This is a genomic window from Sanguibacter sp. Z41_6 (assembly GCF_059621145.1).
Genome location: NZ_JCAQIF010000003.1, coordinates 82,865 through 108,799, shown reverse-complemented (window position 1 = coordinate 108,799; position 25,935 = coordinate 82,865). Strand labels below are relative to the sequence as shown.

Genomic DNA, 25,935 nt, shown 5'->3' with positions numbered 1-25,935 from the left:
GGAGGGAACGGTCAGAGAGCGACGTAGACCGTCTCGAGGTACTCCTCCATGCCCGCCTCCCCGCCCTCCCGACCCAGGCCCGACCGCTTGAGCCCTCCGAACGGCGCGCTCGCGTCCGAGACGAGTCCCCGGTTGATCCCGATCATCCCCGCCTCGAGCTCGGCGGAGAGCATGAGTGCTCGCTCGAGGTCACGGGTGTAGGCGTAGGCCACGAGCCCGTGCTCGGTGCCGTTGGCGAGGGCGATGGCTTCGTCGTCGTCGTCGAAGGTGAGGATCGGCGCGACCGGCCCGAACGTCTCCTCGCGCACGACGACCGCGTCCGGGAGGACGTCGGTGAGCACGACGGGCGCCGTGAAGAAGCCCGGGCCAGCCGGCGGCGGGGCGCCGACGTGCACGTGCGCGCCGTCGTCGACGGCCGCCTGCACGACGCGCTCGACCGCGTCGACCGCGCGACGGTCGATGAGGGGGCCGACCGTCACCCCCGGTTGCATGCCGGCGCCCACCACCAGCTCGTCGAAGGCGGCGCAGAGCCGCGCGGTGAAGTCCGCAGCGACAGACCGGTGCACGAGGAACCGGTTCGCGGCGACGCACGTCTGCCCGGCGTTGCGCATCTTCGCGGCCATCGCGCCCGAGACGGCGGCGTCGAGGTCGGCGTCGGCGAAGACGAGGAACGGCGCGTTCCCGCCGAGCTCCATCGAGGTGCGCAGCACACCCCCGGCGGCGCCCCGGAGGAGCTCGGTCCCGACGCGGGTGGATCCGGTGAAGGACAGCTTGCGCAGCCGTGGGTCCGCGAGCAGGGGGCGCGTGAGTGCGGCGGCCGACGAGGTCGGCACGACGTTGAGCACGCCCGCGGGCAGGCCCCGAGCGACGAGCTCGGCGCGCACGAGCTCGGCCAGGTACAGGGTCGTCAGCGGCGTCTGCGCGGCGGGCTTGACGACCACGGTGCAACCGGCGGCGAGGGCCGGTGCGATCTTGCGGGTGGCCATCGCGAGCGGGAAGTTCCAGGGTGTGATGAGCAGGGCCGGGCCGACCGGGCGCCTGTGCACGACCTGCCTCCCGCCCGCCGCCGCGGCGCGGACCGATCCCGGGGCGCGCACCGCCTGCTCGGAGTACCACAGGAGGAACTGCGCCCCGTAGGTGACTTCGGCGCGAGCCTCCGCGAGCGGCTTGCCGCACTCAGCAGTGATGAGCGCGGCCACGGTGTCCATCCGCGCGACGAGCGTGTCGAACACTGCCCGCAGGACCTCCGACCGCTGTCGGGGGGACGTCCCGCGCCACGCGCGGGCCGCACCTGCTGCCGCATCGAGCGCCCGCGCTCCGTCGTGCGGGTCAGCGTCGGCCACCTCGGCCAGGGGCTCCTCCGTCGCCGGGTCGACGACGACGAACGTGCGCCCGTGCTCGGCAGGCGTCCACGAGCCGTCGACGAGGATGGCCCGCGGGAGGTCTGCGAGATGTGCCTGGTCTGCGTGCGTCATGCTCCCAGTATCCGAGCCGAGGCCTGCGGTGGCGCGAGAAGCGGGGGCGGGTCGGGTCCGCGGGCCCGGGGAGCGTCCTAGGATGTCCGGGTGACCACTGCACCCCCTGCCGCCCCCGTCGATCATCAGTACGAGGACCTTCTCGAGCTCGTCCTCACGACCGGGACGCGCAAGTCGGACCGCACGGGGACGGGGACGCGGAGCGTGTTCGGCCACCAGATGCGGTTCGACCTCTCACGCGGCTTCCCGCTCGTGACGACGAAGCGCGTGCACCTGCGGTCGATCGTCGGCGAGCTCCTGTGGTTCCTGCGCGGGGAGTCGAACGTGCGATGGCTGCAGGAGAACGGGATCCGGATCTGGAACGAGTGGGCGGACGAGGACGGCGACCTCGGGCCGGTGTACGGGGTGCAGTGGCGGTCGTGGCCCACACCCGACGGCGAGCACATCGACCAGCTGTCCCGGGTGCTGGACACCCTGCAGAGCAACCCGGACTCCCGCCGGATGATCGTCTCCGCCTGGAACGTCGCCGAGCTCGACCGCATGGCCCTCATGCCGTGCCACGCGTTCTTCCAGTTCTACGTGGCGGACGGCAAGCTCTCCTGCCAGCTCTACCAGCGCTCTGCCGACCTCTTCCTCGGGGTGCCGTTCAACATCGCGAGCTACGCGCTCCTCACGCACATGGTCGCCCAGCAGGCGGGCCTCGAGGTGGGGGACTTCGTGTGGACCGGCGGGGACTGCCACATCTATGACAACCACGAGGAGCAAGTCCGCGAGCAGCTGGGCCGCGTCCCGTTCGCCTTCCCGCGCCTGCGGCTGCGGCGAGCCTCCTCGCTGTTCTCCTACGACTTCGAGGACGTCGCGGTGGACGGGTACGAGCACCACCCGACGATCACCGCACCGATCGCCGTATGAACGCCGATGGGTCGCACCCGGCGGGGTGCGAGCACATGGTGCTGCGTCCCGGCGAGGTCGGTGTGGTCTGGGCGCAGGACCGGCACGCCGGCGTGGGTGCGGACGGTCAGATCCCGTGGCGGGTGCCCGAGGACCAGGCGCACTTCCGCCGTCTGACGTCCGGGGCGGCGGTCGTCATGGGACGGGCGACCTGGGAGTCGTTGCCGGAGCGGTTCCGGCCGTTGCCGGGACGCGAGAACGTCGTGCTCTCCAGCGCGCCCGGGTACGACGCACCCGGAGCGACCGTGGCGACGGACCTGCCGGCGGCGCTCGCCCTGCACGCAGACCGGCCCGTGTGGGTCATCGGCGGGAGCCGGGTGTGGTCCGAGGCACTGGACTGCGCGCGGCTCGCGGTGGTCACGTACGTCGACACGGTGGTGGACGCCGACACCCACGCTCCGGCGTTGTCCGCGCAGTGGACGGCCGTGTGCTCGATCCCGGCCGCCGGGTGGACTCCGTCGTCGAGCGGCCTCCGGTTCCGCATCGAGGCGTATCGACGGGCGTGACGGCCCTGCCCCGGCCTGACGCAGGGGCGGCGCAGGTGACCTGCTAGGTGTGGGCACCGGAACCGGTACCGCTCCGGGCGCGGTACTTTTGCACCCATGGTGCTTCCCTCTTCGCCCGCCCAGCCGTTCGGCACGCTGCTCACGGCCATGGTCACCCCGTTCACCGCCAGCGGCGCGGTCGACCTCGACGCCGCGGTGTCGCTGGCGCGGTACCTCGTCGACGAGGCCGACCATGACGGCCTCGTCCTCAACGGCACGACGGGGGAGTCGCCGACCACGCACGCTCCCGAGAAGGCGGACCTCGTGCGGGCGGTCGTCGACGCCGTGGGCGACCGCGCGACCGTCGTCGCGGGCGCCGGGTCCAACGACACCGAGCACTCGGTACGGATGGCGGAGCAGGCGGCTGAGGCTGGGGCCGACGGTCTGCTCGTCGTCACGCCGTACTACTCGCGGCCCTCGCAGGACGGCATCGTCCGGCACACGACCGCCATCGCGGACGCTACCGATCTCCCCGTCATGATCTATGACATCCCGGGGCGCTCCGCGGTCCGACTTGCCCCGGACACCTACGTCCGGCTCGCCGCCCACGAGAAGATCGTCGCCGTCAAGGACGCCACCGGGGACGTCTACGGGGCGGTCCAGAACATGCGGCGCACGGACCTCGCCTGGTACAGCGGCGATGACGCGCTCTACCTCGCGTTCCTCGCTCATGGCGCCGCCGGAGTCGTCTCCGTGATCGGACACGTCGCCGGACCTGAGCTCGCGCGGGTGGGCGTCGCCTTCCGCGAGGGCCGCACCGGCGACGCGGCCGCGGCCTTCAGCGACCTCGTCCCGGTGATCGACGCGATCATGGGGGAGGGGCACGGGGTCGTCATGGTCAAGTCCGTGCTCGCGGGCCTCGGCCTGCTGCCGGAGCAGACGCTCCGTCTGCCCCAGGTTCCGGCCACCGCCGAACAGGCCGTGCGGGTGCGGGAGGCCATCGACGGGGGCGGGCTGGGCGTGCTCTCGCGCGCGATGAGGTGAAGTTTCTTCGCGTTACCGACCATTCGCCTACGAGATGGGGACTTGTGCCCACCGTGCGGCCCTGAGAACGCGACGCCGGCGAGTAGCTCCCGTGTAGCCTGAGCGACGACTTCACGCATCTGTGGGGTGACGAAGCGCCCGCAGATGCGTGCATGCACCTGTGCTCACTGCGATCGGAAGGGGCCGTCATGGCTGCTCGCTTCAACCCACCGCCCGGATGGCCGCCAGCTCCCGAGGGGTGGACCCCGCCTCCCGGATGGAACCCGGACCCGTCCTGGCCGCCGGCGCCCCCCGGCTGGCAGCTGTGGATCGACGAGGGTGCACCGGGTGCCGGCGCGCCGGACGTCTCGCGCTTCGCCGGCTCCGACAACGCGCCGACCGAGGTGTTCTCGGCGCAGGGTGGCGTGAACTCGAACGACCCCTCGAAGACGGCGACCTTCCAGCCCGGTTCGTTCGGCGGACCGCCCCCCGCGGGCCCCGGTGGACCCGGGTTCGGCGGCCCCGGCGGCCCCGGTGGATGGCAGCAGCCCGGGCAGCCCGGTGACGGTGCCCCCAAGGGCAACAAGGGCTGGCTCATCCCCGTGATCATCGGCGTCGTCGCGCTCCTCGCGATCCTCGGCATCCTCTTCGCCACCGGCGTGTTCGGAGGCGACGACGAGCCCGAGAAGGAGCCGACGACCAAGACCGAGAAGTCGGAGAAGCCGACGGACGAGCCGACCGACGAGGACGAGCCGACGGACGAGCCGACCGACGAGGACGAGCCGACCGACGAGCCGACCGACGAGGAGACGGACGACACCGCGAGCGGCTCCAACGGCACGCGGAGCGACCCGCTCGCCGTGGACGAGGTCGCGACGGTCATGGACTGGACCGTCTCGATGAGCGCTGCCAACCTCGACGCCTGGGCTGAGATCTCCACCGGGATGAGCGAGTACATGGTCGACAGCTACGCGCCCCTCGACGGCGAGACCTACGTCATGGCTCCGGTGAACGTCACCTACACCGGAGACGACCGGTCCTCGCTGTCGGACCTCGACTGGGTGTACGTCGGCGCCAACGGATCGACGTACGACGACCCCTGCGGCTACGCGACCCTGCCGAACGAGGTGGATCGCTACCAGGAGCTCTACACGGATGCTTCCGCCTCCGGGAACATCTGCGTCACGGTTCCGAGCGACCAGGTGTCGGGTGGCGTCTGGCGCGTCTCGGCCTGGGAGGACTACGACGGTGAGTACGAGGCGTACTTCGCCACGCAGTGACCTGAGCACCTCCTGACGGACCTGGTCCGTCAAGTTGCACCCGGGTGAAGCACGCAGGAAGGCCGGCAGCGTCGCTGCCGGCCTTCCTGCGTCTGCGGCCGCGGTGCCCGCCGCGCGGTGCCTCCCGGGGGCGCGAGCACCCCGTGCGGGCGAACACACGACGGTGAATCCGCGAGATGCCCGTCGGAGCGGACTAGATTGGCACCATGGCAACCCGTGCGACCTCGACGTCACGTCCGCGATCCGCGGGACGTGGGAAGGCCGCCCCGCCCCGGGCCACGAAGGCGCCCGCACCCGGCCCGGGACGCTCGGCCCCCCTGCCGGTGCGGGCAGTACGGGGTGCGTGGATGGGCGTGGCGCACGTCGTCGGCGGCACCGCACGGCGCGTGGGTCGCGACGCACGCGAGCTGGACCCCGCCCACCGCCGGGACGGTGTCGCGTTCCTCCTGCTCGCAGCTGCCCTCGTCGTCGCTGCCCGGGAGTGGTGGGGCGTGCAGGGCGCCGCGGCCGAGGCGGTGCACGTCGTCGCGGCGGGCACCTTCGGCAGCGTCGCAGTGGTGCTGCCGCTCGTGCTGCTGGCCGTCGCAGTGCGGCTCATGCGGCACCCGGACCGGCAGCGTGCGAACTCACGGGTGAGCATCGGGCTGTCCGCGATCATCCTGGCCGTCTGCGGAATCCTGCACATCAGCGGCGGTCGGCCGGTGCCGGCCGAAGGCTATGAAGGTCTCCGCAGTGCAGGCGGGATCCTCGGATACCTCGTCGGCCACCCGTTGGCCACCGGGCTGAGCGGGTGGGTCGCGGTGCCGCTCCTGCTGCTGCTCGCCTTCTTCGGCGTTCTCGTCGTGACGAAGACTCCCGTCCACGCCATCCCGGACCGCCTGCACTCCGTCTATGCGCGACTCACCGGGCACGAGCCGCTGGAGGACGCGACCGACGACGAGCAGGACCTGCGGCTCGCTGAGGGCGTCCGTCGGCACGACGGGACCGACGACGAGACACCGGTCAAGGCTCCGCGGTCCCGCCGGATCTCTCGTCGGGAGCGGGCTGTGCAGGCCGAGGTCGCGGCCGAGGCCGCTCGTCTCGAGGGTGGTTACGTGGGCGACGAGGCGTTCGAACGCGCCGCGGCCCTCGAGCGTGAGCTGCACGAGGGCGGCGACGACGCGGCGGAGACCGCGGTCCTCGGGGACCGCGCGCCCACCGCCGGGACGCACATCCTCCCGGCTGCTGGCCCGCCCGAGGCTGAGACGGTGCCGCTCGACGCCGCGCCCGCGCCCCGCGACCTCCCCCCACCCCCACCCACCCCGGTACCACGGGGCGAGCAGCCGATGCTCGATGGTGACTCCGTCTACCTCCTGCCCGACGAGGACATGCTCGTCAAAGGTGCACCGCACAAGGTGCGCTCCGCAGCGAACGACCGCGTCGTCGAAGCGCTCACGGGGGTGTTCGAGCAGTTCGGGATCGCGGCGAAGGTCACGGGATTCACACGTGGCCCGACCGTCACGCGCTACGAGGTCGAGGTCGGACCGGGTCTCAAGGTCGAGCGCGTCACCGCGCTGAGCAGGAACATCGCCTATGCGGTGGCGAGCGCCGACGTCCGCATCCTCTCGCCCATCCCGGGAAAGTCCGCCATCGGGATCGAGATCCCCAACACCGACCGCGAGACCGTGGTCCTTGGTGACGTCCTGCGCTCAGGTGTCGCACGGCGCAGCGATCACCCGATGATCATCGGCGTCGGCAAGGACGTCGAGGGCGGATACGTCGTGGCGAACCTCGCCAAGATGCCGCACATCCTCGTTGCGGGCGCGACGGGCGCCGGCAAGTCGAGCTTCGTCAACTCGATGATCACCTCGATCCTCATGCGTGCCACGCCTGACGAGGTGCGGATGGTGCTCGTCGACCCCAAGCGCGTGGAGCTCACCCTCTACGAGGGGATCCCGCACCTCATCACGCCGATCATCACGAGCCCGAAGAAGGCCGCCGAGGCCCTCGAGTGGGTCGTCCGGGAGATGGACGCGCGGTACGACGACCTCGCCCTGTTCGGGTTCAAGCACATCGACGACTTCAATGCCGCGGTACGCGCGGGGAAGGTCAAGCCCCTGCCGGGGTCCGAGCGCAAGATCGCTCCGTATCCGTACCTTCTCGTCGTGGTCGATGAGCTCGCTGACCTCATGATGGTCGCTCCGCGGGACGTCGAGGCCTCGATCCAGCGGATCACGCAGCTGGCGCGAGCCGCCGGCATCCACCTGGTCCTCGCGACGCAGCGACCGAGCGTCGACGTCGTGACCGGGCTCATCAAGGCGAACGTCCCGTCCCGGCTCGCTTTCGCGACGTCGTCGCTCGCGGACTCACGGGTCGTGCTCGACCAGCCGGGTGCGGAGAAGCTCGTCGGCCAGGGAGATGCACTCTTCCTCCCGATGGGTGCATCGAAGCCCATCCGTGTGCAGGGCGCCTGGGTGGGGGAGAGCGAGGTGCACGCGGTCGTCGAGCACGTCAAGGCACAGCTCAAGCCCGTCTATCGTCAGGACGTGGCCCAGGTCGCCACGAAGAAGCAGGTGGACGAGGACATCGGCGACGACCTCGACCTTCTGCTGCAGGCTGCTGAGCTCGTCGTCACCACGCAGTTCGGGTCCACATCCATGCTGCAGCGCAAGCTCCGGGTGGGTTTCGCGAAGGCCGGGCGCCTCATGGACCTGCTGGAGTCGCGAGAGATCGTGGGCCCCTCCGAGGGCTCCAAGGCTCGGGAGGTCATGGTCCAGCCGGACGACCTGGCGGGGACGCTCGCGCTCCTGCGGGGTGCCCCGCAGGAGCCTGCGGGTGACGGTGGCGACCCCTACGACGACATGAGTGCAGGGCTCCCTCCGGAAGCGGTCGACTACCACGACGGCGCCGACACCGAGGACGACGGCTGGACAGGCCCTGTCCGCTGACCGTGCGACCGGCCAGCCCGTCGCCGGAACCGTCCCGGTCCGCCACTACGCTGGAGTGGTGACCTCGCAGACCGCCTCGCCGTGGAACATTGCCAACGCCATCACGATGGCCCGCATCGCCATGGTCCCCGTGTTCGCCTGGGCTCTGCTGGCCGAGGGTGGGCACACCGTGACGTGGCGGCTGACCGCCGTGGCGATCTTCGTCCTCGCCGCAGCCACCGACCGGCTCGACGGGTACCTCGCCCGCAAGCGCGACCTCGTGACGAACCTCGGCAAGATCCTCGACCCGATCGCGGACAAGGTGCTCATCGGAACCGCGCTCGTCCTCCTGTCCTGGATCGGCGATCTCTGGTGGTGGGTGACGATCGTCATCCTCGCCCGGGAGCTCGGGATCACGGTGATGCGCTTCCTCGTCCTGCGGCACGCGGTGATGCCAGCGTCTCGCGGTGGCAAGCTCAAGACGGTGCTGCAGTCCGTCGCGCTGGGGGTGTACCTGCTGCCGCTCGACCACCTGCCCGTCGTCGTCACCTGGCTCGCGGCCGCGCTCATCGGTGCTGCTCTTGCCGTGACCGTCGTGACCGGGATCGACTACGCGATCAAGGGGTGGCGCGTGAGCCGGGGAGCGCGCGCACCTCGCGCCGGCGCGCCGGACCGTCTCGCCCGGTGAACGAGCACGCCGAACGGGCGCTGTCCCGGCTCGAGGCGCAGGGATGGACGGTCGCGGTCGCTGAGTCGTTGACGGGCGGCCTCCTTGCCGCCGAGCTCGTCGGTGTCCCGGGCGCCTCCCGCGTTCTCCGCGGGGGAGTCGTCGCGTACGCGACCGACCTCAAGGCGTCGCTGCTCGGGGTCTCACCCCGGCTGCTGGAGCGCCGGGGGCCGGTCGACCCGGACGTCGCGCTGCAGATGGCTCACGGTGTGCGCGCCCGGCTCGGTGCGACGGTCGGACTGGCCACGACAGGCGTGGCCGGACCGGGACCGCAGGACGGCCACGAGCCCGGGACGGTCTACGTGGCGGCGGCGAGCGCTGAGACGTCTCGCGTCGTGCGTGCGCTGCTCGAGGGCGATCGGACCGATGTGAGGGCCGCGGCGGTCGACCTCGCTCTCGCCCTCGTGCTCGACGTGCTCCCGGCCTCGCCGTCCTGATCACCCCGGGAACAATGCGACATGTGGTCGCGTTGCACAGGGTGTGATGATGATGCAGGCGAGTGATGGGCCGGTGGAGATGAAGAACCGGTCAAGGTTTGCTGCGCCCGCCCGTCCCGCACGGCGTTCTGCGGGACCGGCAGGGTACGGTGGGAACACGTCCGAATCGGCCAGCGCACCGCACGGTCCTGGGCGAACGGCACAAACGTTACACGAAGCACGGCACACGGGAGGAGGTCGCCACATGGTTGTACTACGCCGAGAGATCGGGGACGTACTGCGGGATGCTCGTCAGCGGCAGGGGCGCACGCTCCGTGAGGTGTCCTCGGCCGCGCGCGTGTCGCTCGGCTACCTCAGTGAGGTCGAACGCGGACAGAAGGAGGCGTCGTCGGAGCTTCTCGGCTCGATCTGCGAGGCCCTGGACGTCCCGATGTCGCTCATTCTCAGGGAGGTGAGTGACCGGATCGCCGTGGCGGAGGGTCTGCTCATCCCCGACACGGTCCCGGCCGACCTCGCTGCACTCGGTCGGCCGCACCCCGAACGCGGGCCGCGGCGCGATCTCCAGCCGGTCGGCTGACGCGAGCCTGATCGTGACCGCTGAGCCCCGGGCCCTCATGGCTCGGGGCTCAGTGGTATGCCCCGTCGCGCGGTATGTCCCGTCGCGCGCGGGGCGGCGTCTGGCACACGGGGCAGTAGAACATCGGCCGCTCCGTGGGCGGCTGACGCACCGTGCCCCGGAGCAGCGTGGTTCCGCACCGGTGGCACGGCTGGCCGTCGCGGGCGTGGACATGGACCCGGCGCCCACCGACGGGGCGCAGCACGCCCCGACGGAGATTGGCTCTGATCGTCAGGACGAGCAGCTCCAGGTCGACGTCCCCCGCCGGTGACCACGGCCAGAGGCGGAGCGCGAAGAGTCCCTCGGCCGCGAAGAGGGTACCGATGCCCGCGAGCACGCGCTGGTCGAGCAGGAGCTCTCCGATGGCCGTTGCAGCGAGGGCAGGCTCGTCCGCCACGCGTGCGAGGACACCGGGGAGCTGTGCGTCGAACTCGTCCGAGAGGATGTCCGGGCCGAGGTGTCCGATGAGCGCGTGCTCCTGGCTCGTCGGCACGAGGTCGAGCATTCCCAGCCGCGTCCCGATGCATGTCCAGGTCTCGTGGGCGAGCACGGCACGGACGTCGTCGCTCCGCCCGCCCGCCTCGCGACTGCCCGTCCGGGCGACCCGCCAGCTCCCGTCCATGCGCAGGTGCGTATGGAGGGTCCGGCCGTCGTCGAACGTCGTGAGGATGTGCTTGCCGTAGGCGCGGGTCGCGAGGACGCGCGCGCCGACGAGGTCGTTGACGGGGACGCGCGGCCACTGGAGCTGGGCACGGGTCAGACGCCGTCCCGAGAGCGCAGCATCGAGCCTGCGCGCGGTGAGCAGGACGGTGTCTCCCTCAGGCACCGGGACCCACCCGCAGGCCTGAGGGCGTCGCGGTAAACCCTGCCGCGAGCAGCGCGGTGAGCACTGCGGGTCGACCGACACCAGAGGCGCCGACGAGTGCGTCGCGGCCGTCGATCCGTTGGATCTGCACCCGGCCGGTACGGCTGCCACGCAGCATCCCGGCGAGGGCGGCGGTGGCGGCGGCCAGGACGTCGGGCGCGCTGTCGAAGGTCAGCAGGCTCCGTCCGCCGCGCTCGAGGTACAGGACGAGCCGGCCGTCGGCGAGCACGACGTGTGCGCCTGCCTTCCGGCCGGGCCGGTGCGTCCCGGTCGTGGTGGGTGCCGGTGCCGCCGGGGTGGTCGGTACCTGCGCGGACGGAGGGTCGACGGTTCCGGAGAGGCTCTGCGGAGCACCACCGCCGTCGGGCATCGAGGCACTGGCCGGCCATCCGAGCGCTGCGCCGTACGGGTTCGCGGGGTCTGTCGCCGCGAGCACGAGGGCGTGGGGTGGTGATCCGCGCTCCGCGGCCCGCGTGCGGTCGGCCTCGATCGTCCGCAGCTGGTCGACCGCGCCCGGCAGCGCGAACTGCGAGCCGCCGAGGTGCTCGACGAAGTAGCCGCGGCGGACCTGCCCCCCGGTCTCGAGCGCAGCGAGCACGCGGTAGATGGCGCCGTACTCGCCCGTGACGTTCTCTGCGGCGCTCACAGCACGCGTGAGGACGCCGTGCCGGTCGAGGAGCGTCGTCGCCAGGGCGTGCGCGCGACGTGTCGGATCGGCGTCCCGCGTGGGCAGGGCCGACCACCGTCCGCCGCCCACGCCTTCTGCTGCCCGGGCGGCGGGTCCGCCTGCGGGGCCCGCTCCCGCTGTTCCGACGAGCGGCGCGCTGCCGAGCCGGAACCGCGGGCGTCTGCTCGCCGACCGGGGCCCGGCGGTGGCGCGAGCCCGCGGAGCCGATCGCTGTCCGAGACGGGCGCGCAGCGGACCGAGGCCGTCGTTCGTCACCAGGCCTGCCCAGACGAGATCCCACAGCACGTCGAGCGTCGCGGGGACGGGCGCTCCCGCGGCGCCGGCGACCTGTGACAGGAAGAAGCCACCCGAGCCGCTGAGATGTGCCAGCACCGCACGGTGCAGGTCCGTGTCGCAGTCGTCCTGCGGAGCGAGCGGCGGGAGGGTCAGCGGAGCCGACTCTGTCAGGTGCAGGCTGATCACCGCGTCCTGCGAGCCACGGCTCCCGGGCAGTCGGTGGTGGCCGCACCAGAGGATCTCGCCTGCCGTCGTCAGCTCGTCGAGCATCGCCGGGGAGTAGTCGGTCACGCGAGCGGGCAGGATCTGGGACTCGAGGGCGGAGGCTGGAACGCTCGCGCCAGCCATCTGCTCCACCGCGCGGTAGAGCCCGTCCACGCCTCTCAGGCTCCCGACCGACTGCCACCGGGCGAGGAACGCTCCGAGCGTGTCCTGCGGGACGGGTTCGACCTCCGCACGGAGCGCTGCGAGCGACCGACGTCGCAGGGTGCGCAGCACCTCGCTGTCGCAGAAGTCCGCACCTGTCCCGCCGAGCACCTCGGGCCGCAGGCGGCCTCGCGCCAGCACCCCGGTCGCTGCCTGCCGCAGGAGCACCTCGGTGACGACGGCGACGCCCAGGCCGTAGTGCTGCGCAGCGTCGTGCGCGGTGAACGGGCCGTGGGTGCGAGCGAAGCGGCGCAGGAGATCGCCGAGGGGGTCCGGCACCGGCTCCGTGAAGGTCTCAGGCACGCCGACGGGCAGCGCGACCCCCAGGGCGTCGCGCAGCCGCCCCGCGTCCTCGATCGCCGCCCAGCGTTCGCCGCTGTCCCGGTCGACACCCGCGAGGCGTACCGGGATGACGCGCCGGGAGCGCTGGAGCTCCGCGAGCCATCCCGGGACGTCCTCGCGGCCGGTGGTGCGCGTCCGGCGCACGATCTCGTCCGTCGACAGCGGGCCCATCCGTCGCAGCAGCTCCCACACGTCTTCCGCGTGGCGCACCTGCCGATCGTCGGTGAGCCCGGCGAGCTCGCGCTCGGTGCGGACGATCGCGTCGGGGTCGAGGAGGTCGGCCAGCTCCGAGCTGCCCTCGAGACCGAGGATCTCCGCCAGGAGGTCGGGGTCCAGTGTCAGCGCTGCAGCACGACGTTCCGCGAGCGGTGCGTCGCCGTCGTAGATGAACTGCGCCGTGTAGCCGAACAGGAGGGACTGGGCGAACGGTGACGGTGAGGTGGTGGACACCTCGACGACACGGACCTGGCCGGCCTCGACCTCACGCATGAGCGCGGCGAGCGCGGTCACGTCGAAGTCGTCCTGGAGGCACTCGCGCACCGCCTCCAGGACGATGGGGAACTCGGGGTAGTCCGCGGCCACGCTGAGGAGCTGGGCGGACCGTTGGCGTTGCTGCCACAGCGGTTGACGCCGGTCGGGGCGTCTGCGCGGGAGCAGCAGCGCGCGGGCCGCTGCCTCGCGGAAGCGCGCACCGAACAGCGCGGACTGTCCGAGCGCGGCCTGGACGAGGCCGGCGACCTCGTCGGGATCGATGAGGAGGTCGGCGAGATCCATCGTCGCGCCCGGCTCGTCCGGCGTGCCGCTCGCCGCGGCACCCCAGGCTGCCGCGGCCGACAGGTCGTCGACGTCCGGCAGCCGCAGGACGATACCGTCGTCGGAGTGCATGGCTGCAGCGTCGATGCCGTAGCGGGCGAGCACGCGGCCAGCGAGGACGAGCGCCCAGGGAGCGTGCACCTTGGCACCCAGCGGGGAATGGATCACCACACGCCAGTCCCCGAGCTCGTCCCGGAAGCGCTCCACGACGATCGTCCGGTCGTCCGGGAGGGCTCCTGTGGCGGCCGTCTGCTCGCGGATGTAGCTCCGGAGGTTGTCCGTGGCCCACGCGTCCAGTCCGACCCACGGCGTGGTCTCGACCCCCACGGGCGCGCCACCGGACGTGCGCGCATCGCTCTCGGCGACCGCAGCACCTGCGGCGCGGACCCATCGCCCGATGGCACGACCGAGCTCGGCCGGCCGGCCGGGGGAGTCGCCCTTCCAGAACGGCAGGCGTCCGGGCACCCCGGGCGCCGGCGTCACGAGGACGCGGTCGTGCGTGATGTCCTCGATCCGCCAGGTGCTCGACCCGAGCGTGAAGGTGTCACCCACACGGGACTCGTAGACCATCTCCTCGTCAAGCTCGCCGACACGCTTGCCGCCGCGTTGAACGGGAGTCTCTGCGGTGCCGCCGTCGGTCGTGCCCGAGGCGAGGAAGACGCCGTACAGGCCCCGGTCAGGGATCGTGCCGCCGCTCGTGACGGCCAACCTCAGTGCACCGGGCCTGGCCGAGACACGGTCGGTGACCCGGTCCCAGACGATCCGTGCACGGAGCTCCCCGAAGTCTTCGCTGGGGTACCTGCCGGCGAGCATGTCGAGAACGGCGTGCAGCGCGCCTCTCCCGAGGGTCCGGTAGGGGTCCGCTCGACGCAGCACCTCCGCGAGGTCGTCGACCGCCCAGTCCTCGACCGCCACCATCGCGACGATCTGCTGAGCGAGGACGTCGAGCGGGTTGCGCAACGGTCGGAGGTCCTCGATGCGGCCGTCGCGCATCCGCTCGGCGATCACCGCGGCGGGAACGAGGTCTCCGCGGTGCATCGGGAAGACCACCCCGTGCGACGTCGCGCCCACCTGGTGCCCTGCGCGTCCGATCCGCTGGAGACCGCTGGCCACCGACGGGGGGCTGCCGATCTGCACGACGAGGTCGATGGCTCCCATGTCGATGCCGAGCTCGAGCGAGGACGTCGCGACGACCGCCGGGAGCCGCCCGTCCTTGAGTGCCGTCTCCGTCTCGGTGCGCTCGGCGCGGCTCATCGAGCCGTGGTGCGCCCGGGCGAGCAGCGGGGGCACCCCCGCGGCGGCTCCGGACTGCGCCTGGATCTCAGCGGTGTGCCGCTCCCCCTGGTCCGGGACGTCGGTGCCGTGGCGCTCCGCCCACACCTCGTTCATCCGGGAGGTGAGACGTTCGGCACCACGGCGCGAGTTGGTGAAGACGAGCGTCGAGCGGTGCGCGGCCACGAGGTCGACGACACGCTCCTCGATGTGGGGCCAGACCGACGGGCGGCGGGACGGGCCCGCCGCGGCACCGCTGAGGTCGCCCTCGGCGGACGCAGGACCGGGCGGCGCCGCGACGTGAGGAACGGCCCGCAGGTCGGCAAGGTCGGGAACCGGGACGACGACGTCGACGTCGATCCGCTTGGTCGCCGGAGGCTGCACGACCTGGACGGCGCGGCCGCCGTCCGTCTCCGACCGGCCTCCGGCGAGAAACCCGGACACGACGTCGACCGGGGAGACGGTCGCGGACAGGCCGACCCGTTGCACCGGGGACCGGGTGAGCGCGTCGAGGCGTTCGAGGGACACAGCGAGGTGCGCACCGCGCTTGGTGCCGGCGACCGCGTGGATCTCGTCGACGATCACGGTCTCGACCCCCCGGAGCCCTGCCCGGGCGGCTGAGGTGAGGATGAGGAAGAGCGACTCCGGCGTCGTGATGAGGATGTCTGGCGGGTGCGTCGCGAAGCGCCTGCGCTCGCTCGCAGGCGTGTCACCCGTGCGCGTTCCGACGGTCACCGCCCGCACCGGTGTGCCGAGGCGCGCGGCGGCCTGGCGGATGCCGGTCAACGGCGACCGCAGGTTGCGCTCGACGTCCGCGGCGAGAGCCTTGAGCGGGGAGACGTACAGCACACGGCACCGGAGGTCGCGGTCGGGCTCGGGCGCGTCCGGGTCGAGGAGCGAGTCGAGCGCCCAGAGGAACGCGGCCAGCGTCTTGCCCGAACCGGTGGGGGCGACGACGAGAGCGTGCTTGTCAGCAGCGACAGCCTCCCAGGCGCCGTCCTGTGCGGTCGTCGGCCGTTCGAAGGCACCTGTGAACCATGCCCGGGTCGCGGGGCCGAAGCGGCTGAGCCCGGCAGGGGGGGACACCATCGGGCCATTGTGTCCGGTGCGACCGACACGTGCCTGCGTGGCACCCTGGTGCTGTGCGATATCGAGAGTTCTGGCAGCTGGTGGACGAGGTCTTCGGCCCGGCCTACGGGCGGACGCTGGCCGCGGACCAGGTCCTCAGCGTGCTCGACGACCGCACGGCCGCGCAGGCCGTGGAGGACGGCGTGGAGCCGCGCGTCGTGTGGCACGCGCTGTGCGACGCGATGGACGTGCCCGACAGTGGACGGTGGGGCACGGACCTCCACCGCCAGGCGCCGCCCCGCTAGCTCGTCGCCCCGCTGGCTCGTAGCTCCGCTGCCCGTCGCCCGGTGAGCTCGTTGCACCGCGGAGCGTGCCGACCGCGTGGCGAGCGACTCGCCGGTACCGCGCTGTTGATCGAACGTGTGTTCGGATATGCTGGGAAGCACGTTGTGCACGAGGTTCGTCGTCCACAGGAGCCGCGAGGTCCCTGCCGGGTGTCGGTAGGTGCACGTAGCGTCGCCGACGACAACCGAGCAGCACCGTGAGCGCACGTCGCTCCCCGAGACAGAGGTGGCACACATGGCCGCACCAGCAGACCGCGAGAAGGCCCTCGAGGCGGCGCTCGCACAGATCGACCGCAACTTCGGCAAGGGATCCGTCATGCGGCTGGGGGACGAGGGGCGCGCGCCCGTCGAGGTGATCCCCACCGGGTCGATCGCGCTGGACGTCGCGCTCGGGATCGGCGGCCTCCCGCGCGGCCGGGTCGTCGAGATCTACGGCCCGGAGTCCAGCGGTAAGACCACCCTCGCGCTCCACGCCGTGGCCAACGCGCAGCGCGCCGGGGGGATCGCTGCGTTCATCGACGCCGAGCACGCCCTGGACCCCGACTACGCGAAGAAGCTCGGGGTCGACACGGATGCGCTCCTCGTGTCCCAGCCGGACACGGGTGAGCAGGCGCTGGAGATCACGGACATGCTCATCCGTTCCGGCGCGGTCGACGTCATCGTCATCGACTCCGTCGCGGCCCTCGTGCCCAAGGCGGAGATCGAGGGGGAGATGGGTGACAGCCACGTCGGTCTGCAGGCGCGCCTCATGTCCCAGGCGCTGCGCAAGATCACCGGTGCGTTGAGCCAGTCGGGAACGACCGCGATCTTCATCAACCAGCTCCGCGAGAAGATCGGCGTCTTCTTCGGTACGCCGGAGACGACGACCGGAGGCAAGGCGTTGAAGTTCTACGCCTCGATCCGTCTCGACATCCGCCGCATCGAGACCCTCAAGGAGGGCACCGAGCCTGTCGGCAACCGGACGCGTGTCAAGGTCGTGAAGAACAAGATGGCTCCGCCCTTCAAGCAGGCGGAGTTCGACATCCTCTACGGCGTCGGCATCTCTCGGGAGGGCGGCCTCATCGACATGGGTGTGGAGCACGGGTTCGTCCGGAAGTCTGGCTCGTGGTTCACCTACGACGGTGACCAGCTGGGGCAGGGCAAGGAGAACTCGCGCGGTTTCCTCAGGGACAACCCGGATCTCGCGAACGAGCTCGAGAAGCGCATCAAGGAGAAGCTCGGGGTGGGAGCACAGCTCGATGCCCCGGCCGACACGCCGCCCACCGCTCCTGCGAAGCCGGCCGCCGGCAAGGCCGAGACAGCAAAGGTCTCGTCTGCGGCAGGCAAGGCGAAGAAGGCCGACTTCTGAGCATGGTCCCGTCGGAGGCCCGACGAGACCGGCCACGCGACGACGGCCCGCTCCTCGCCCCGCTCACTCCTCACGAGGAGGAGGAGCGGGCCAGGGCGCTGGCACTCAGGGCACTCGCAGGCGCTCCGCGCACGCGGTCCCAGCTCGAGGAGCGGTTGGCAGCGGCGGACGTCGACGAGACTCTCAGCACAGCTCTCCTCGACCGGTTCGAGGACGTCGGCCTCATTGATGACGCGGCATATGCGCGTGCCGTCGTCCGGACCCGCTTCGCGGAACGTCACCAGGCCCGACGGGCGATCGCACAAGAGCTCTCCCGCAAGGGGATCTCTGCCGAGCATGCCCACGATGCGCTCACGCAGATCACCTCCGACGACGAGAAGCGTGCGGCCGACGAGGTGGCGCGGACACGTGTGCGGCGCACCCGAGGGCTGCCCGTGGAGGTACGCACGCGGCGCGCTCTCGCTGCCCTCGGTCGCAAGGGGTATCCACCGGGTGTCGCCCTCGCGAGCGTCCGCGCCGCGCTGGCCGACGAGGTCGGCAGTGCCGACGCCGGTGTGCCCGAGTACCTCGACGACCTGGACGCGTCCAACGGTGACTGAACCAGTACCCGGACGATAGTGAGAGAGCCCGACCTGCAGCAGTGTGTTGCTCGACGAGTCCTGGTCCGGCATCAGGGATGATGAACCATCACTCCACGACCCGGGGTGCAGGACCACACGGATCGCGACGAAGGCCAGGTGTACGGCTGTGACAGGTGAGCTGAGCATCCTCCTCGGCCTGCTCGGCGCGTCTCTCGTCGCGCTGCTGCTCGTCCAGGTCGCCCGCCGGGAGGCGGCAGCGGTCCGCGAGCAGGCAGCACGGGATGTCGAGGAGCTGCGGGCCGAGGTCAAGCGGCGCGAGGCCGAGTCGCAGGTCCGTCTGACAGAGATCCGGGAGGCCGAGCGTCACCTGGCTTCCGAGAGGTTGCGCGCCGACGCAGCCACGGAGAAGGCCGAGAACCGCCTCTCCGACGCCGAAGCCGTGCGACACGACGCGCTCGCCGAGGCTGCCCGGCTACGGGCGAGCGCCGTGGAGGTCCTCGAGCGTGCTGCCGACCTGTCCGCCGAGGAGGCCCGCGCACAGCTGTCGGCGGAGCTCCAGGAGAGTGCGGTGCAGGACGCCGCCGGTGTCATCAGACGAACCGAGGCCGCCGCTCGCCGGGACGCGGACCGGCGGGCGAAGATGATCGTGGCGTCCGCCGTCCAGCGGCTCGCCGTCCCCACCAGCACCCACGGAGCGCTCACCGTGCTCCCGCTCCCTTCGGAGGACATGCGCGGACGGATCATCGGCAAGGAGGGGCGCAACATCCGGACGTTCGAGGCGATCACCGGTGTGAACGTTCTCCTCGAGGACGACGCCGACACCGTCCAGCTGTCCTCGTTCGACCCCGAACGCCGGGAGGTCGCGGAGGTGATGATGCGAGAGCTCCTCGAGGACGGCCGGATCCACCCCCAGCGCATCGAGGCTGCGTTCGCCGCCGCTACCGCCGGTGCCGCGGCGCGCGCCGTCGATGCGGGACACTCGGCAGCCGAGCGGGCCGGCGTCGATCACATGCCGGCTGAGCTCATCGAGGCCATGGGGCGCCTCCGGCTGCGGACGTCGTTCGGTCAGAACGTGCTCGAGCACAGCGTCGAGGCAGCGCTCATTGCTGCGGCGATGGCCGCAGAGATCCAGGCCGACGTCGTCGCTGCGCGACGTGCCGCCTTCCTGCACGACATCGGCAAGGGGATCTCCGGGGACGGGACGCATGCTGCGCTCGGCGCCCGGCTCGCACAGGATGCTGGCGAGACCGCGGTCGTGGTCAACGCCATCGCGGCGCACCACGACGAGGTGGAGGCGCAGTCGGTGGAGGCAGTGCTCGTCCGTGCGGCCGATGCCTGCTCAGCGGCGAGGCCGGGAGCACGCAAGGACGACGCGGGGCACTACATCGATCGCATGCAGCGCCTCGAGGAGCTCGTCGCCGGGCACGCAGGCGTCCAGCGGGTGCTGGCGATGTCCTCCGGGCACGAGGTACGCGTCGTCGTCGAGCCCTCCCAGGTACCGGACGACAAGCTCGGCACGCTCGCAGCGGACATCGCACGCCACCTCGAGCGGGACCTCACCTACCCGGGGGAGATCTCCATCACCGTCGTGCGAGAGCTGCGGGCGACCGCCACAGCGGGCTGAGCGCGAGCGCCGGGCGACGCCGCCGGCGTCCTCACGTGACCGGCGTCCCGACGCTGAGCGGCGCGCGGGTCCGACCCGCGGTCCGACCGGACAGGCGGCGGGAGAGCAGCGTCGCGGCCGCGGAGAGCACGTAGTTGATGACGATGAAGATGAGCGCGGCGACGAGCAGGGTCTGCAGGATGTTGCTGTCGGCCGAGCCGAGGCGACGTGCCTCCTGCAGCAGCTCGGAGTACGTGATGATCGAGCCCAGCGCCGAGTCCTTGAGGACGACGACCAGCTGGCTGATGAGCGCGGGAAGCATCGCGATGAGCGCCTGGGGCAGCTCCACGAGCCGACGGCAGGCCTGCGAGGTGAGTCCGATCGCCAGACCAGCCTCACGCTGCCCCCGGGGAAGACTGTGCACTCCGGACCGGATGAGCTCGGCCACGACGCTCCCGTTGTAGAGCGTCAGGGCGATGACGACCGCGACGAGCGGGACGTCGGACGGGTCGAGGACCCGCATCTGCCCGAGGCCGAAGTACAGGAACACCATCATGATGAGCACCGGGACTGCTCGGAAGAACTCGACCACGGCGCCCGCGACGACACGGACGACCGCGATCTCCGACAGGCGGCCAAGGCCGAACACGACGCCGAAGATCCCGGCCCCGACCACCGCGAGGGCCGCGGCCCGCAGCGTGCTCATGAGGCCGGGCAGGAAGAAGTCCACCCATGCACGGGGCTCGATCAACGGTGTCCACTTGTCCGCGGCGAGCTGGCCCTCGTCCGCGAAGCGTCGCAGGACGAGCGCGAGGATGGCGGCGACGACAAGGACGCCGACGACGTTCCCGATCGCGATCGTGCGCCGTGCCCTGGGGCCCGGTGCATCAAAGAGGACGGACTGGTTGGTCACCGGGCCACCGCCAGCTTTCGGGACAGGGACGTGGTCGCGAGCCCGACCGGGATGACGATGATGACGTACCCGAGTGCGAACGTGAGGAAGATCGCGACGATGACGTCCGGTCGGTTCTCGATCATGGTGCGCATGAGTCCTGAGGTCTCCTCGACGCTCACCGCCGCAGCGACGGTCGTGTTCTTGATGAGCGCGATGAGGACGTTGCCGAGGGGGGCCACCGCGCCACGGAACGCCTGGGGCATGATGACGAGCCGAGCCGACGGCAGGAACCCGAGGCCGATGGCCCGCGCGGCCTCGGCCTGGCCGAGCGGCACGGTGTTCACTCCGCTGCGGATCGCCTCGCACACGAACGCAGCGTGGTAGACCGCAAGGCCCGCGACGGCGAGACGGAAGAAGTTCTCCGCGAAGTCGTCCGACAGGACGATCTTCAGCTGCCCCCAGACCGCGAGCGTGCAGAAGACGATGATGATCGTCAGCGGCGTGTTGCGCACGAGGGTCACGTACGAGGCGCCGAGCCACCGGAGGCTCGGCACAGGGGAGATGCGCATGAGCGCGAGCACCGTGCCGAGCACCAGGGCGGCGATCCCCGCGAAGAACGCCAGCTTGATGTTCATCCAGAACGCTCCGGGCACGTCGTACGAGCTGAAGAGTTCGGTGAACTGGTTCAGGTAGTCACCCAGCGGAGCTCACTCCTTCGGTCGGGCGTCGGCTCGGGCCCGGGTGTCCGGGCCCAGAGGGCTCACCGGCCGGGGGACCGGCCGGTGAGCCGGTCAGGCGCAGGCGTCGACGGTCGGAGGGTTGGAGTCCGCGTTCGCGGAGTACCCGGTGCCCTCGGTGTTGGCGGCCACGGCGGCCTCCCAGTCACCGTCGGCGATCATCTTCGTCAGCGCCTCGTTGACCGCTTCGCACTGGTCGCTGTCCTTCGGCAACCCGACGCCGTAGTTCTCGGTGGAGAACGGGTTGCCGACGACCTTGACCTTCCCGGCGTTGGCCGGCTGTGCGGCGAGGCCGGCGAGGATGATGTCGTCGGTGGTGACGGCGTCGATGGAACCCGAGGCGAGGAGCGTGACGCACTCGGCGTACCCCGGCTGCTCGACGAGGTTCGCCCCCTCGGCAAACTCGTCCTTGATCCGCTGGGCGGAGGTCGAGCCCGCCGCGGAGCACAGGTTCTTGCCGTCGAGGTCCTCCGGACCGTTGATGTCGGTGTTGTCGTTCGCGACGAGCAGATCCTGACCAGCGACGAAGTACGGCCCCGCGAAGGAGATCGTCTCCTTCCGAGCGTCGGTGATCGAGTAGGTCGCGAAGATCATGTCGACCTGACCGTTCTGCAGCATCGTCTCGCGCTGCGGCGTCGGGGTCTCCACGAACTCGATGTCCTCCTCGGCGTACCCGAGCTCGCCCGCCACGTATCTCGCGACGTCCACGTCGAACCCGGAGTACGTGTCGCCGTCCTTGAAGCCGAGGCCGGGTTGGTCGAACTTGATGCCGATCTTGATGCCGCCGCTCCCGTCGCTGCTCTCACCGCCGCCGTCGTCCGAGCTGCATCCCGCGAGTGCCAGGGCCCAGACCCCGACAAGAGCGATCGTCGTGATCAGGGGCCGTCGTGCCTGCCGCATGGTTCCTCCTTAGTCACGGCCAGCTGTGCGCCGTGCCGCGTGAACGGGTGTCGTGGGTCTAGTGGGTGAGGATCTTGGACAAGAAGCTCTTGGCACGCTCGGACGACGGATGGAGGAAGAAGGTCTCGGGCTCTGCCTCTTCGACGATCTCGCCGTCGGCCATGAAGACCACGCGGTCCGCGGCCTTGCGGGCGAACCCCATCTCATGGGTGACGACGATCATCGTCATCCCGTCCCGGGCGAGCGCCACCATGACGTCGAGGACCTCGTTGATCATCTCCGGGTCGAGGGCCGAGGTCGGCTCGTCGAAGAGCATGATCTTCGGCTGCATGGCGAGCGCACGCGCGATCGCGACGCGTTGCTGCTGACCACCCGAGAGCTGCGCGGGGAGCTTCTTCGCCTGCGACTCCACCCCCACCCGGGACAGGAGCTCCATCGCGAGGCGCTCCGCGTCCCCGCGGCTCATCTTGCGGACCTTGCGCGGCCCCAACGTCACGTTCTCCAGCACGGTGCGGTGCGCGAAGAGGTTGAACGACTGGAAGACCATGCCCACGTCGGCGCGGAGGCGGGCGAGCGCCTTGCCCTCCTCGGGGAGCTTCTCGCCGTCCAGCTCGATGACGCCCGAGTCGATCGTCTCGAGCCGGTTGATCGCCCGGCAGAGCGTCGACTTGCCCGAGCCCGACGGGCCGATGACGACGACGACCTCGCCGCGCGCGACGGAGAGGTCGATGTCCTTGAGCACGTGCAGGGCACCGAAGTGCTTGTTCACCCCGGTGAGGCTGACGAGGCTGTCAGCTGCTGGTCGGGGCTCCGACGTGTGGTCCGGTGGGGTCGTGCGACGCTCGCTCTCGGGCATGCCCTGAACGTAGGGGACATTTGTGTCGGACGCCATCGAATGGCGTAACAATCTGTTCACGTGACCGCCACACAACCGGGCACGCGCCGGGGGATCGAGCCGTGGGGCGCCGTATCCTGGGGTGTGATGTCCACGAACCTCCTGGTGCCGGGTGCGACCGCCCCCTCTGGTGCTGGCACAGCTGCCCCACCCGTCCCTCCGAGCGCCGACGGGCGGACCTACGTCGTCCGTACTCTCGGTTGCCAGATGAACGTCCACGACTCGGAGCACATGTCGGGGATGCTCGAGCGCGCGGGGTACCGGCGTGCGACGCCGGAGCAGGACGCTCGCGACGAGGCGGACGTCGTCGTCATCAACACGTGCGCGGTCCGCGAGAACGCGGCGACCAAGCTCTACGGCAACCTCGGTCAGCTGGCCTCGGTGAAGAACCGGCGAGCGGGGATGCAGATCGCCGTAGGTGGCTGCCTCGCCCAGAAGGACCGCGCGGGGATCGTCGTGAAGGCGCCCTGGGTCGACGTCGTGTTCGGCACGCACAATCTCGACGCGCTGCCGGTGCTCCTGGAGCGTGCCCGGCACAACGACGCCGCGCAGGTGGAGATCGCCGAGTCGCTCCAGGTCTTCCCGTCGACGTTGCCCACCCGTCGTGAGTCGGTCTTCGCGGGTTGGGTCTCGATCAGTGTCGGGTGCAACAACACCTGCACCTTCTGCATCGTCCCCCACCTGCGCGGCAAGGAGCGCGACCGGCGGCCGGACGAGATCCTCGCGGAGGTCCGGGCGCTCGTCGCCGAGGGGGCCATCGAGGTCACTCTCCTGGGACAGAACGTCAACAGCTACGGCGTGGAGTTCGGCGACCGCGGGGCGTTCGCCAAGCTCCTGCGCGCCTGCGGGGAGATCGAGGGGCTGGAGCGTGTGCGCTTCACCTCACCGCACCCCGCGGCGTTCACGGACGACGTCATCGAGGCGATGGCCCAGACGCCGAACGTGATGCCCCAGCTCCACATGCCGCTCCAGTCCGGATCGGACCGGGTCCTGCGCGCCATGCGGCGCTCCTACCGGGCAGAGAAGTTCCTCGGCATCATCGACCGTGTCCGCGCGAGCATCCCCGATGCCGCGATCACCACCGACATCATCGTCGGCTTCCCGGGCGAGACGGAGGCGGACTTCCTCGACACGATGCGGGTCGTCGAGCAGTCCCGGTTCGCCTCGGCCTTCACGTTCCAGTACTCCCCGCGTCCGGGCACACCCGCTGCCGACCTCCCGGACCAGCTGCCGAAGGCTGTGGTCCAGGAACGGTACGAGCGGCTCATGGCGCTCCAGGACCGGGTGTCGGCGGAGCAGAGCGCCCTCCAGGTGGGCCGGACGGTCGAGGTCCTCGTCACCGACGGCTCGGGCCGGAAGGACGGAGCGACCCACCGACTCACCGGACGGGCAGCGGACAACAGGCTCGTGCACCTCGCCGTCCCCGCGCACCTCGCGGTCGTGGGACCGGGCGGTGCGAGCGCGGTCGACCCGCGTCTGGCCGAGGACCCTGACCCGCTGCTGCCACGCCCGGGCGACGTCGTGACGGTCCAGGTCACCCGCTCGTCGCCGTACCACCTCATCGCCGACTCGGTGCTGGCCGTGGACCCGGACGACCGGGTGTACGCCGTCCGCCGCACGTCTGCCGGCGACGCGTGGGTCCGTCGGGAGCGGGTCCGGGTCGGGCTCGACCGGGAGGCGCACTCCCACGGGACCACGCCGCAGCAGACGTCGGTGCTCGCGAACCCGGCGAAGGTCGACCTCGGGCTCCCCACCGTCCGGCGGGTGTGAGGGCTCAGTCCGTGGGCGTGTCGCCCGCGTCCTGCTCGAAGTCGTCCCGGGACTCCGGTGGGAGCATCGCGGACACCGACGCGAAGAGCTGCACGGCCGTGCCGAGGCCGCAGCCCAGCATCTGGTTGAGCTGGTCGTCGGTAGCGCCGGGTGCGAAGTCCACGGACACCTCCGTGTACAGCGCAAGCCCGGTCGACTCCGTGCGGACGTAGGCCTTCGGCCAGATGCGTTCGCGGTTCCAGTCGTTGATCGTCTGGAGGACGGCTTTCTTGGCGTTCGGCGGGAGCGGCCGGTGCCAGCGCCCGCGGACCTGGAGGATCTCGTCCTGGGTGCCCAGCAGGAGGAACCAGAAGCGGTTGCCGTCCCACGTGCCGGTGATGTCGTCGTCCTCGTCGAACCGGAAGCTGTAGCCGCGACCGGTGAGGTACGCCCCGACGCGGTCGCGCGTGACCGGCGTCGGCAGGGGAGCGGGAGGCGCGGTGCGGGTGTCCGTCGCGCGTGCCATGAGGAGACGCTGCAGCCAGCGGGTCGGTGGGGCGGCGCTCACGGTGCCGTCCCCGCCGGGTCCACGTACAGCTCGTCGAGCGCGTCGAAGAGCATGGCGCCCGTGCTCAGCCCGCAGGTGAGCATCTGGTCGAGCTGCTCGTCGCTGGCGCCGTGCTCGAGGTCCACCGCGACCTCCCCGTAGACCTGGATCATCCCGTTGTCCCGGACCCGGAAGTACGCCTTCGGCCAGATCCGGTCGGTGTTCCAGTCGTTGCAGAACTCCAGGATCTCCTCCACCCGCTCGATGGTGATCTCCCGGTTCCACTGTCCCCGCACCTGGAGGATCTCCTGGTGCGTACCGAAGAGCAGGAAGTAGAAGACCCGGGAGTTCCACAGTCCGCCGACGTCACCGTCGGAGTCGACGAAGGAGGAGTAGCCGTACTCGGAGATCCAGCGCAGGAGCCTGTCCCTGGTGACGGGCGCGGGCCGCAGGGGTGTCTCGTCTGCCAGGGTCGACGCACCCAGCTCCCGTTCGAGAAGGAGCTCGACGTCCGTGCGGAGGTCGGCGTCCGACACGTGACGTGGTGCCCGGGCGATGGGTGCCCCGTGTGCGGCTCGCGCGCCAGATGCCGGCCGCGCGGACCAGCTCCACCGCCGATCCCTGAAGAACGCCATGAGGCAACCCTACCCGCGCCGCCCACGCAGCCCTCGCCTCACCGTGAGACG

The 25,935-nt window shown here is 71.1% G+C and carries 22 protein-coding genes; 13 read left to right on the top strand and 9 right to left on the bottom strand.

From position 1 onward, the window contains the following. Positions 1-11 precede the first annotated feature (11 nt). On the bottom strand, positions 12-1,475 hold the full coding sequence (locus AC54T1_RS08085; RefSeq protein ID WP_496911622.1) for an NAD-dependent succinate-semialdehyde dehydrogenase: 1,464 nt from the start codon (positions 1,473-1,475) through the stop codon (positions 12-14). A gap of 90 nt (positions 1,476-1,565) precedes the next feature. Between AC54T1_RS08085 and AC54T1_RS08080 the strand changes: the two genes are divergently transcribed. The 8 genes from AC54T1_RS08080 (at position 1,566) to AC54T1_RS08045 (ending at position 9,861) form a co-directional block, all read left to right on the top strand. After that, positions 1,566-2,387, top strand: coding sequence for a thymidylate synthase (locus AC54T1_RS08080; RefSeq protein ID WP_484345300.1), 822 nt, complete (start codon positions 1,566-1,568; stop codon positions 2,385-2,387). Then, positions 2,384-2,932: a dihydrofolate reductase gene (locus tag AC54T1_RS08075; RefSeq protein ID WP_496911621.1), complete on the top strand. Its 549-nt coding sequence runs from the start codon at positions 2,384-2,386 to the stop codon at positions 2,930-2,932. Before AC54T1_RS08080 ends, AC54T1_RS08075 begins: the two co-directional genes overlap by 4 nt. Before the next feature lie 96 nt (positions 2,933-3,028). Next, positions 3,029-3,955 carry a 4-hydroxy-tetrahydrodipicolinate synthase gene (gene dapA / locus AC54T1_RS08070; protein WP_496911620.1) on the top strand — a complete coding sequence of 309 codons (927 nt, stop codon included), beginning with the start codon at positions 3,029-3,031 and terminating at the stop codon, positions 3,953-3,955. A 188-nt stretch (positions 3,956-4,143) separates the two neighbouring features. Beyond that, positions 4,144-5,214, top strand: a complete 1,071-nt coding sequence (locus tag AC54T1_RS08065) for a hypothetical protein (protein ID WP_496911619.1) — start codon at positions 4,144-4,146, stop codon at positions 5,212-5,214. 347 nt (positions 5,215-5,561) lie between these two features. Beyond that, positions 5,562-8,141, top strand: coding sequence for a DNA translocase FtsK (locus AC54T1_RS08060; RefSeq protein WP_496911858.1), 2,580 nt, complete (start codon positions 5,562-5,564; stop codon positions 8,139-8,141). A gap of 58 nt (positions 8,142-8,199) precedes the next feature. Further along, positions 8,200-8,808 (top strand): CDP-diacylglycerol--glycerol-3-phosphate 3-phosphatidyltransferase, encoded by a 609-nt coding sequence (gene pgsA / locus AC54T1_RS08055; RefSeq protein WP_496911618.1) that lies wholly within the window; start codon positions 8,200-8,202, stop codon positions 8,806-8,808. Next, positions 8,805-9,284: a CinA family protein gene (locus AC54T1_RS08050; RefSeq protein WP_496911617.1), complete on the top strand. Its 480-nt coding sequence runs from the start codon at positions 8,805-8,807 to the stop codon at positions 9,282-9,284. Before pgsA ends, AC54T1_RS08050 begins: the two co-directional genes overlap by 4 nt. Before the next feature lie 244 nt (positions 9,285-9,528). Then, a complete protein-coding gene (locus AC54T1_RS08045; protein ID WP_484345306.1) occupies positions 9,529-9,861 on the top strand; it encodes a helix-turn-helix domain-containing protein in 333 nt (110 codons plus the stop codon). 49 nt (positions 9,862-9,910) lie between these two features. Here AC54T1_RS08045 and AC54T1_RS08040 read toward each other — a convergent pair whose 3' ends face one another. Together AC54T1_RS08040 and AC54T1_RS08035 are read right to left on the bottom strand one after the other, a co-directional pair. Beyond that, positions 9,911-10,726: a DNA-formamidopyrimidine glycosylase family protein gene (locus AC54T1_RS08040; protein ID WP_496911616.1), complete on the bottom strand. Its 816-nt coding sequence runs from the start codon at positions 10,724-10,726 to the stop codon at positions 9,911-9,913. Further along, the gene (locus AC54T1_RS08035; protein WP_496911615.1) at positions 10,719-15,671 is read right to left on the bottom strand and encodes an ATP-dependent helicase; all 4,953 of its coding nucleotides are present in this window, start codon (positions 15,669-15,671) and stop codon (positions 10,719-10,721) included. The genes AC54T1_RS08040 and AC54T1_RS08035 overlap by 8 nt, the downstream gene beginning before the upstream one ends. 53 nt (positions 15,672-15,724) lie before the next feature. On the opposite strand from AC54T1_RS08035, the gene AC54T1_RS08030 reads away from it, so the two are divergent. From AC54T1_RS08030 to AC54T1_RS08015, 4 genes are all read left to right on the top strand, one after another. Continuing rightward, complete coding sequence (locus AC54T1_RS08030) at positions 15,725-15,955, top strand: DUF3046 domain-containing protein (RefSeq protein ID WP_484345309.1); 231 nt, start codon at positions 15,725-15,727, stop codon at positions 15,953-15,955. Positions 15,956-16,229: 274 nt separating this feature from the next. Next, positions 16,230-17,342, top strand: coding sequence for a recombinase RecA (gene recA, locus AC54T1_RS08025; RefSeq protein ID WP_484345310.1), 1,113 nt, complete (start codon positions 16,230-16,232; stop codon positions 17,340-17,342). A gap of 2 nt (positions 17,343-17,344) precedes the next feature. Next, positions 17,345-17,941 (top strand): regulatory protein RecX, encoded by a 597-nt coding sequence (locus AC54T1_RS08020; RefSeq protein ID WP_496911614.1) that lies wholly within the window; start codon positions 17,345-17,347, stop codon positions 17,939-17,941. Positions 17,942-18,089: 148 nt separating this feature from the next. Further along, positions 18,090-19,547, top strand: coding sequence for an Rnase Y domain-containing protein (locus AC54T1_RS08015; protein WP_496911613.1), 1,458 nt, complete (start codon positions 18,090-18,092; stop codon positions 19,545-19,547). A 31-nt stretch (positions 19,548-19,578) separates the two neighbouring features. On the opposite strand, the gene AC54T1_RS08010 is transcribed toward AC54T1_RS08015, so the two are convergent. From AC54T1_RS08010 to AC54T1_RS07995, 4 genes are all read right to left on the bottom strand, one after another. Next, entirely contained in the window at positions 19,579-20,439 is an 861-nt protein-coding gene (locus AC54T1_RS08010) for an amino acid ABC transporter permease (protein ID WP_496911612.1), read from the bottom strand. Further along, positions 20,436-21,056: an amino acid ABC transporter permease gene (locus tag AC54T1_RS08005; protein WP_484345314.1), complete on the bottom strand. Its 621-nt coding sequence runs from the start codon at positions 21,054-21,056 to the stop codon at positions 20,436-20,438. Before AC54T1_RS08005 ends, AC54T1_RS08010 begins: the two co-directional genes overlap by 4 nt. 156 nt (positions 21,057-21,212) lie before the next feature. Beyond that, positions 21,213-22,058, bottom strand: coding sequence for a glutamate ABC transporter substrate-binding protein (locus AC54T1_RS08000; protein ID WP_496911611.1), 846 nt, complete (start codon positions 22,056-22,058; stop codon positions 21,213-21,215). A 58-nt stretch (positions 22,059-22,116) separates the two neighbouring features. Beyond that, positions 22,117-22,914 carry an amino acid ABC transporter ATP-binding protein gene (locus tag AC54T1_RS07995; RefSeq protein ID WP_484345316.1) on the bottom strand — a complete coding sequence of 266 codons (798 nt, stop codon included), beginning with the start codon at positions 22,912-22,914 and terminating at the stop codon, positions 22,117-22,119. 126 nt (positions 22,915-23,040) lie between these two features. On the opposite strand from AC54T1_RS07995, the gene miaB reads away from it, so the two are divergent. After that, on the top strand, positions 23,041-24,723 hold the full coding sequence (gene miaB / locus AC54T1_RS07990; protein WP_496911610.1) for a tRNA (N6-isopentenyl adenosine(37)-C2)-methylthiotransferase MiaB: 1,683 nt from the start codon (positions 23,041-23,043) through the stop codon (positions 24,721-24,723). 4 nt (positions 24,724-24,727) lie between these two features. On the opposite strand, the gene AC54T1_RS07985 is transcribed toward miaB, so the two are convergent. After that, positions 24,728-25,270 carry a type III secretion system chaperone family protein gene (locus AC54T1_RS07985; protein ID WP_484345318.1) on the bottom strand — a complete coding sequence of 181 codons (543 nt, stop codon included), beginning with the start codon at positions 25,268-25,270 and terminating at the stop codon, positions 24,728-24,730. Further along, a complete protein-coding gene (locus AC54T1_RS07980; RefSeq protein WP_496911609.1) occupies positions 25,267-25,884 on the bottom strand; it encodes a type III secretion system chaperone family protein in 618 nt (205 codons plus the stop codon). The genes AC54T1_RS07985 and AC54T1_RS07980 overlap by 4 nt, the downstream gene beginning before the upstream one ends. Between the last annotated feature and the right edge of the window lie 51 nt (positions 25,885-25,935).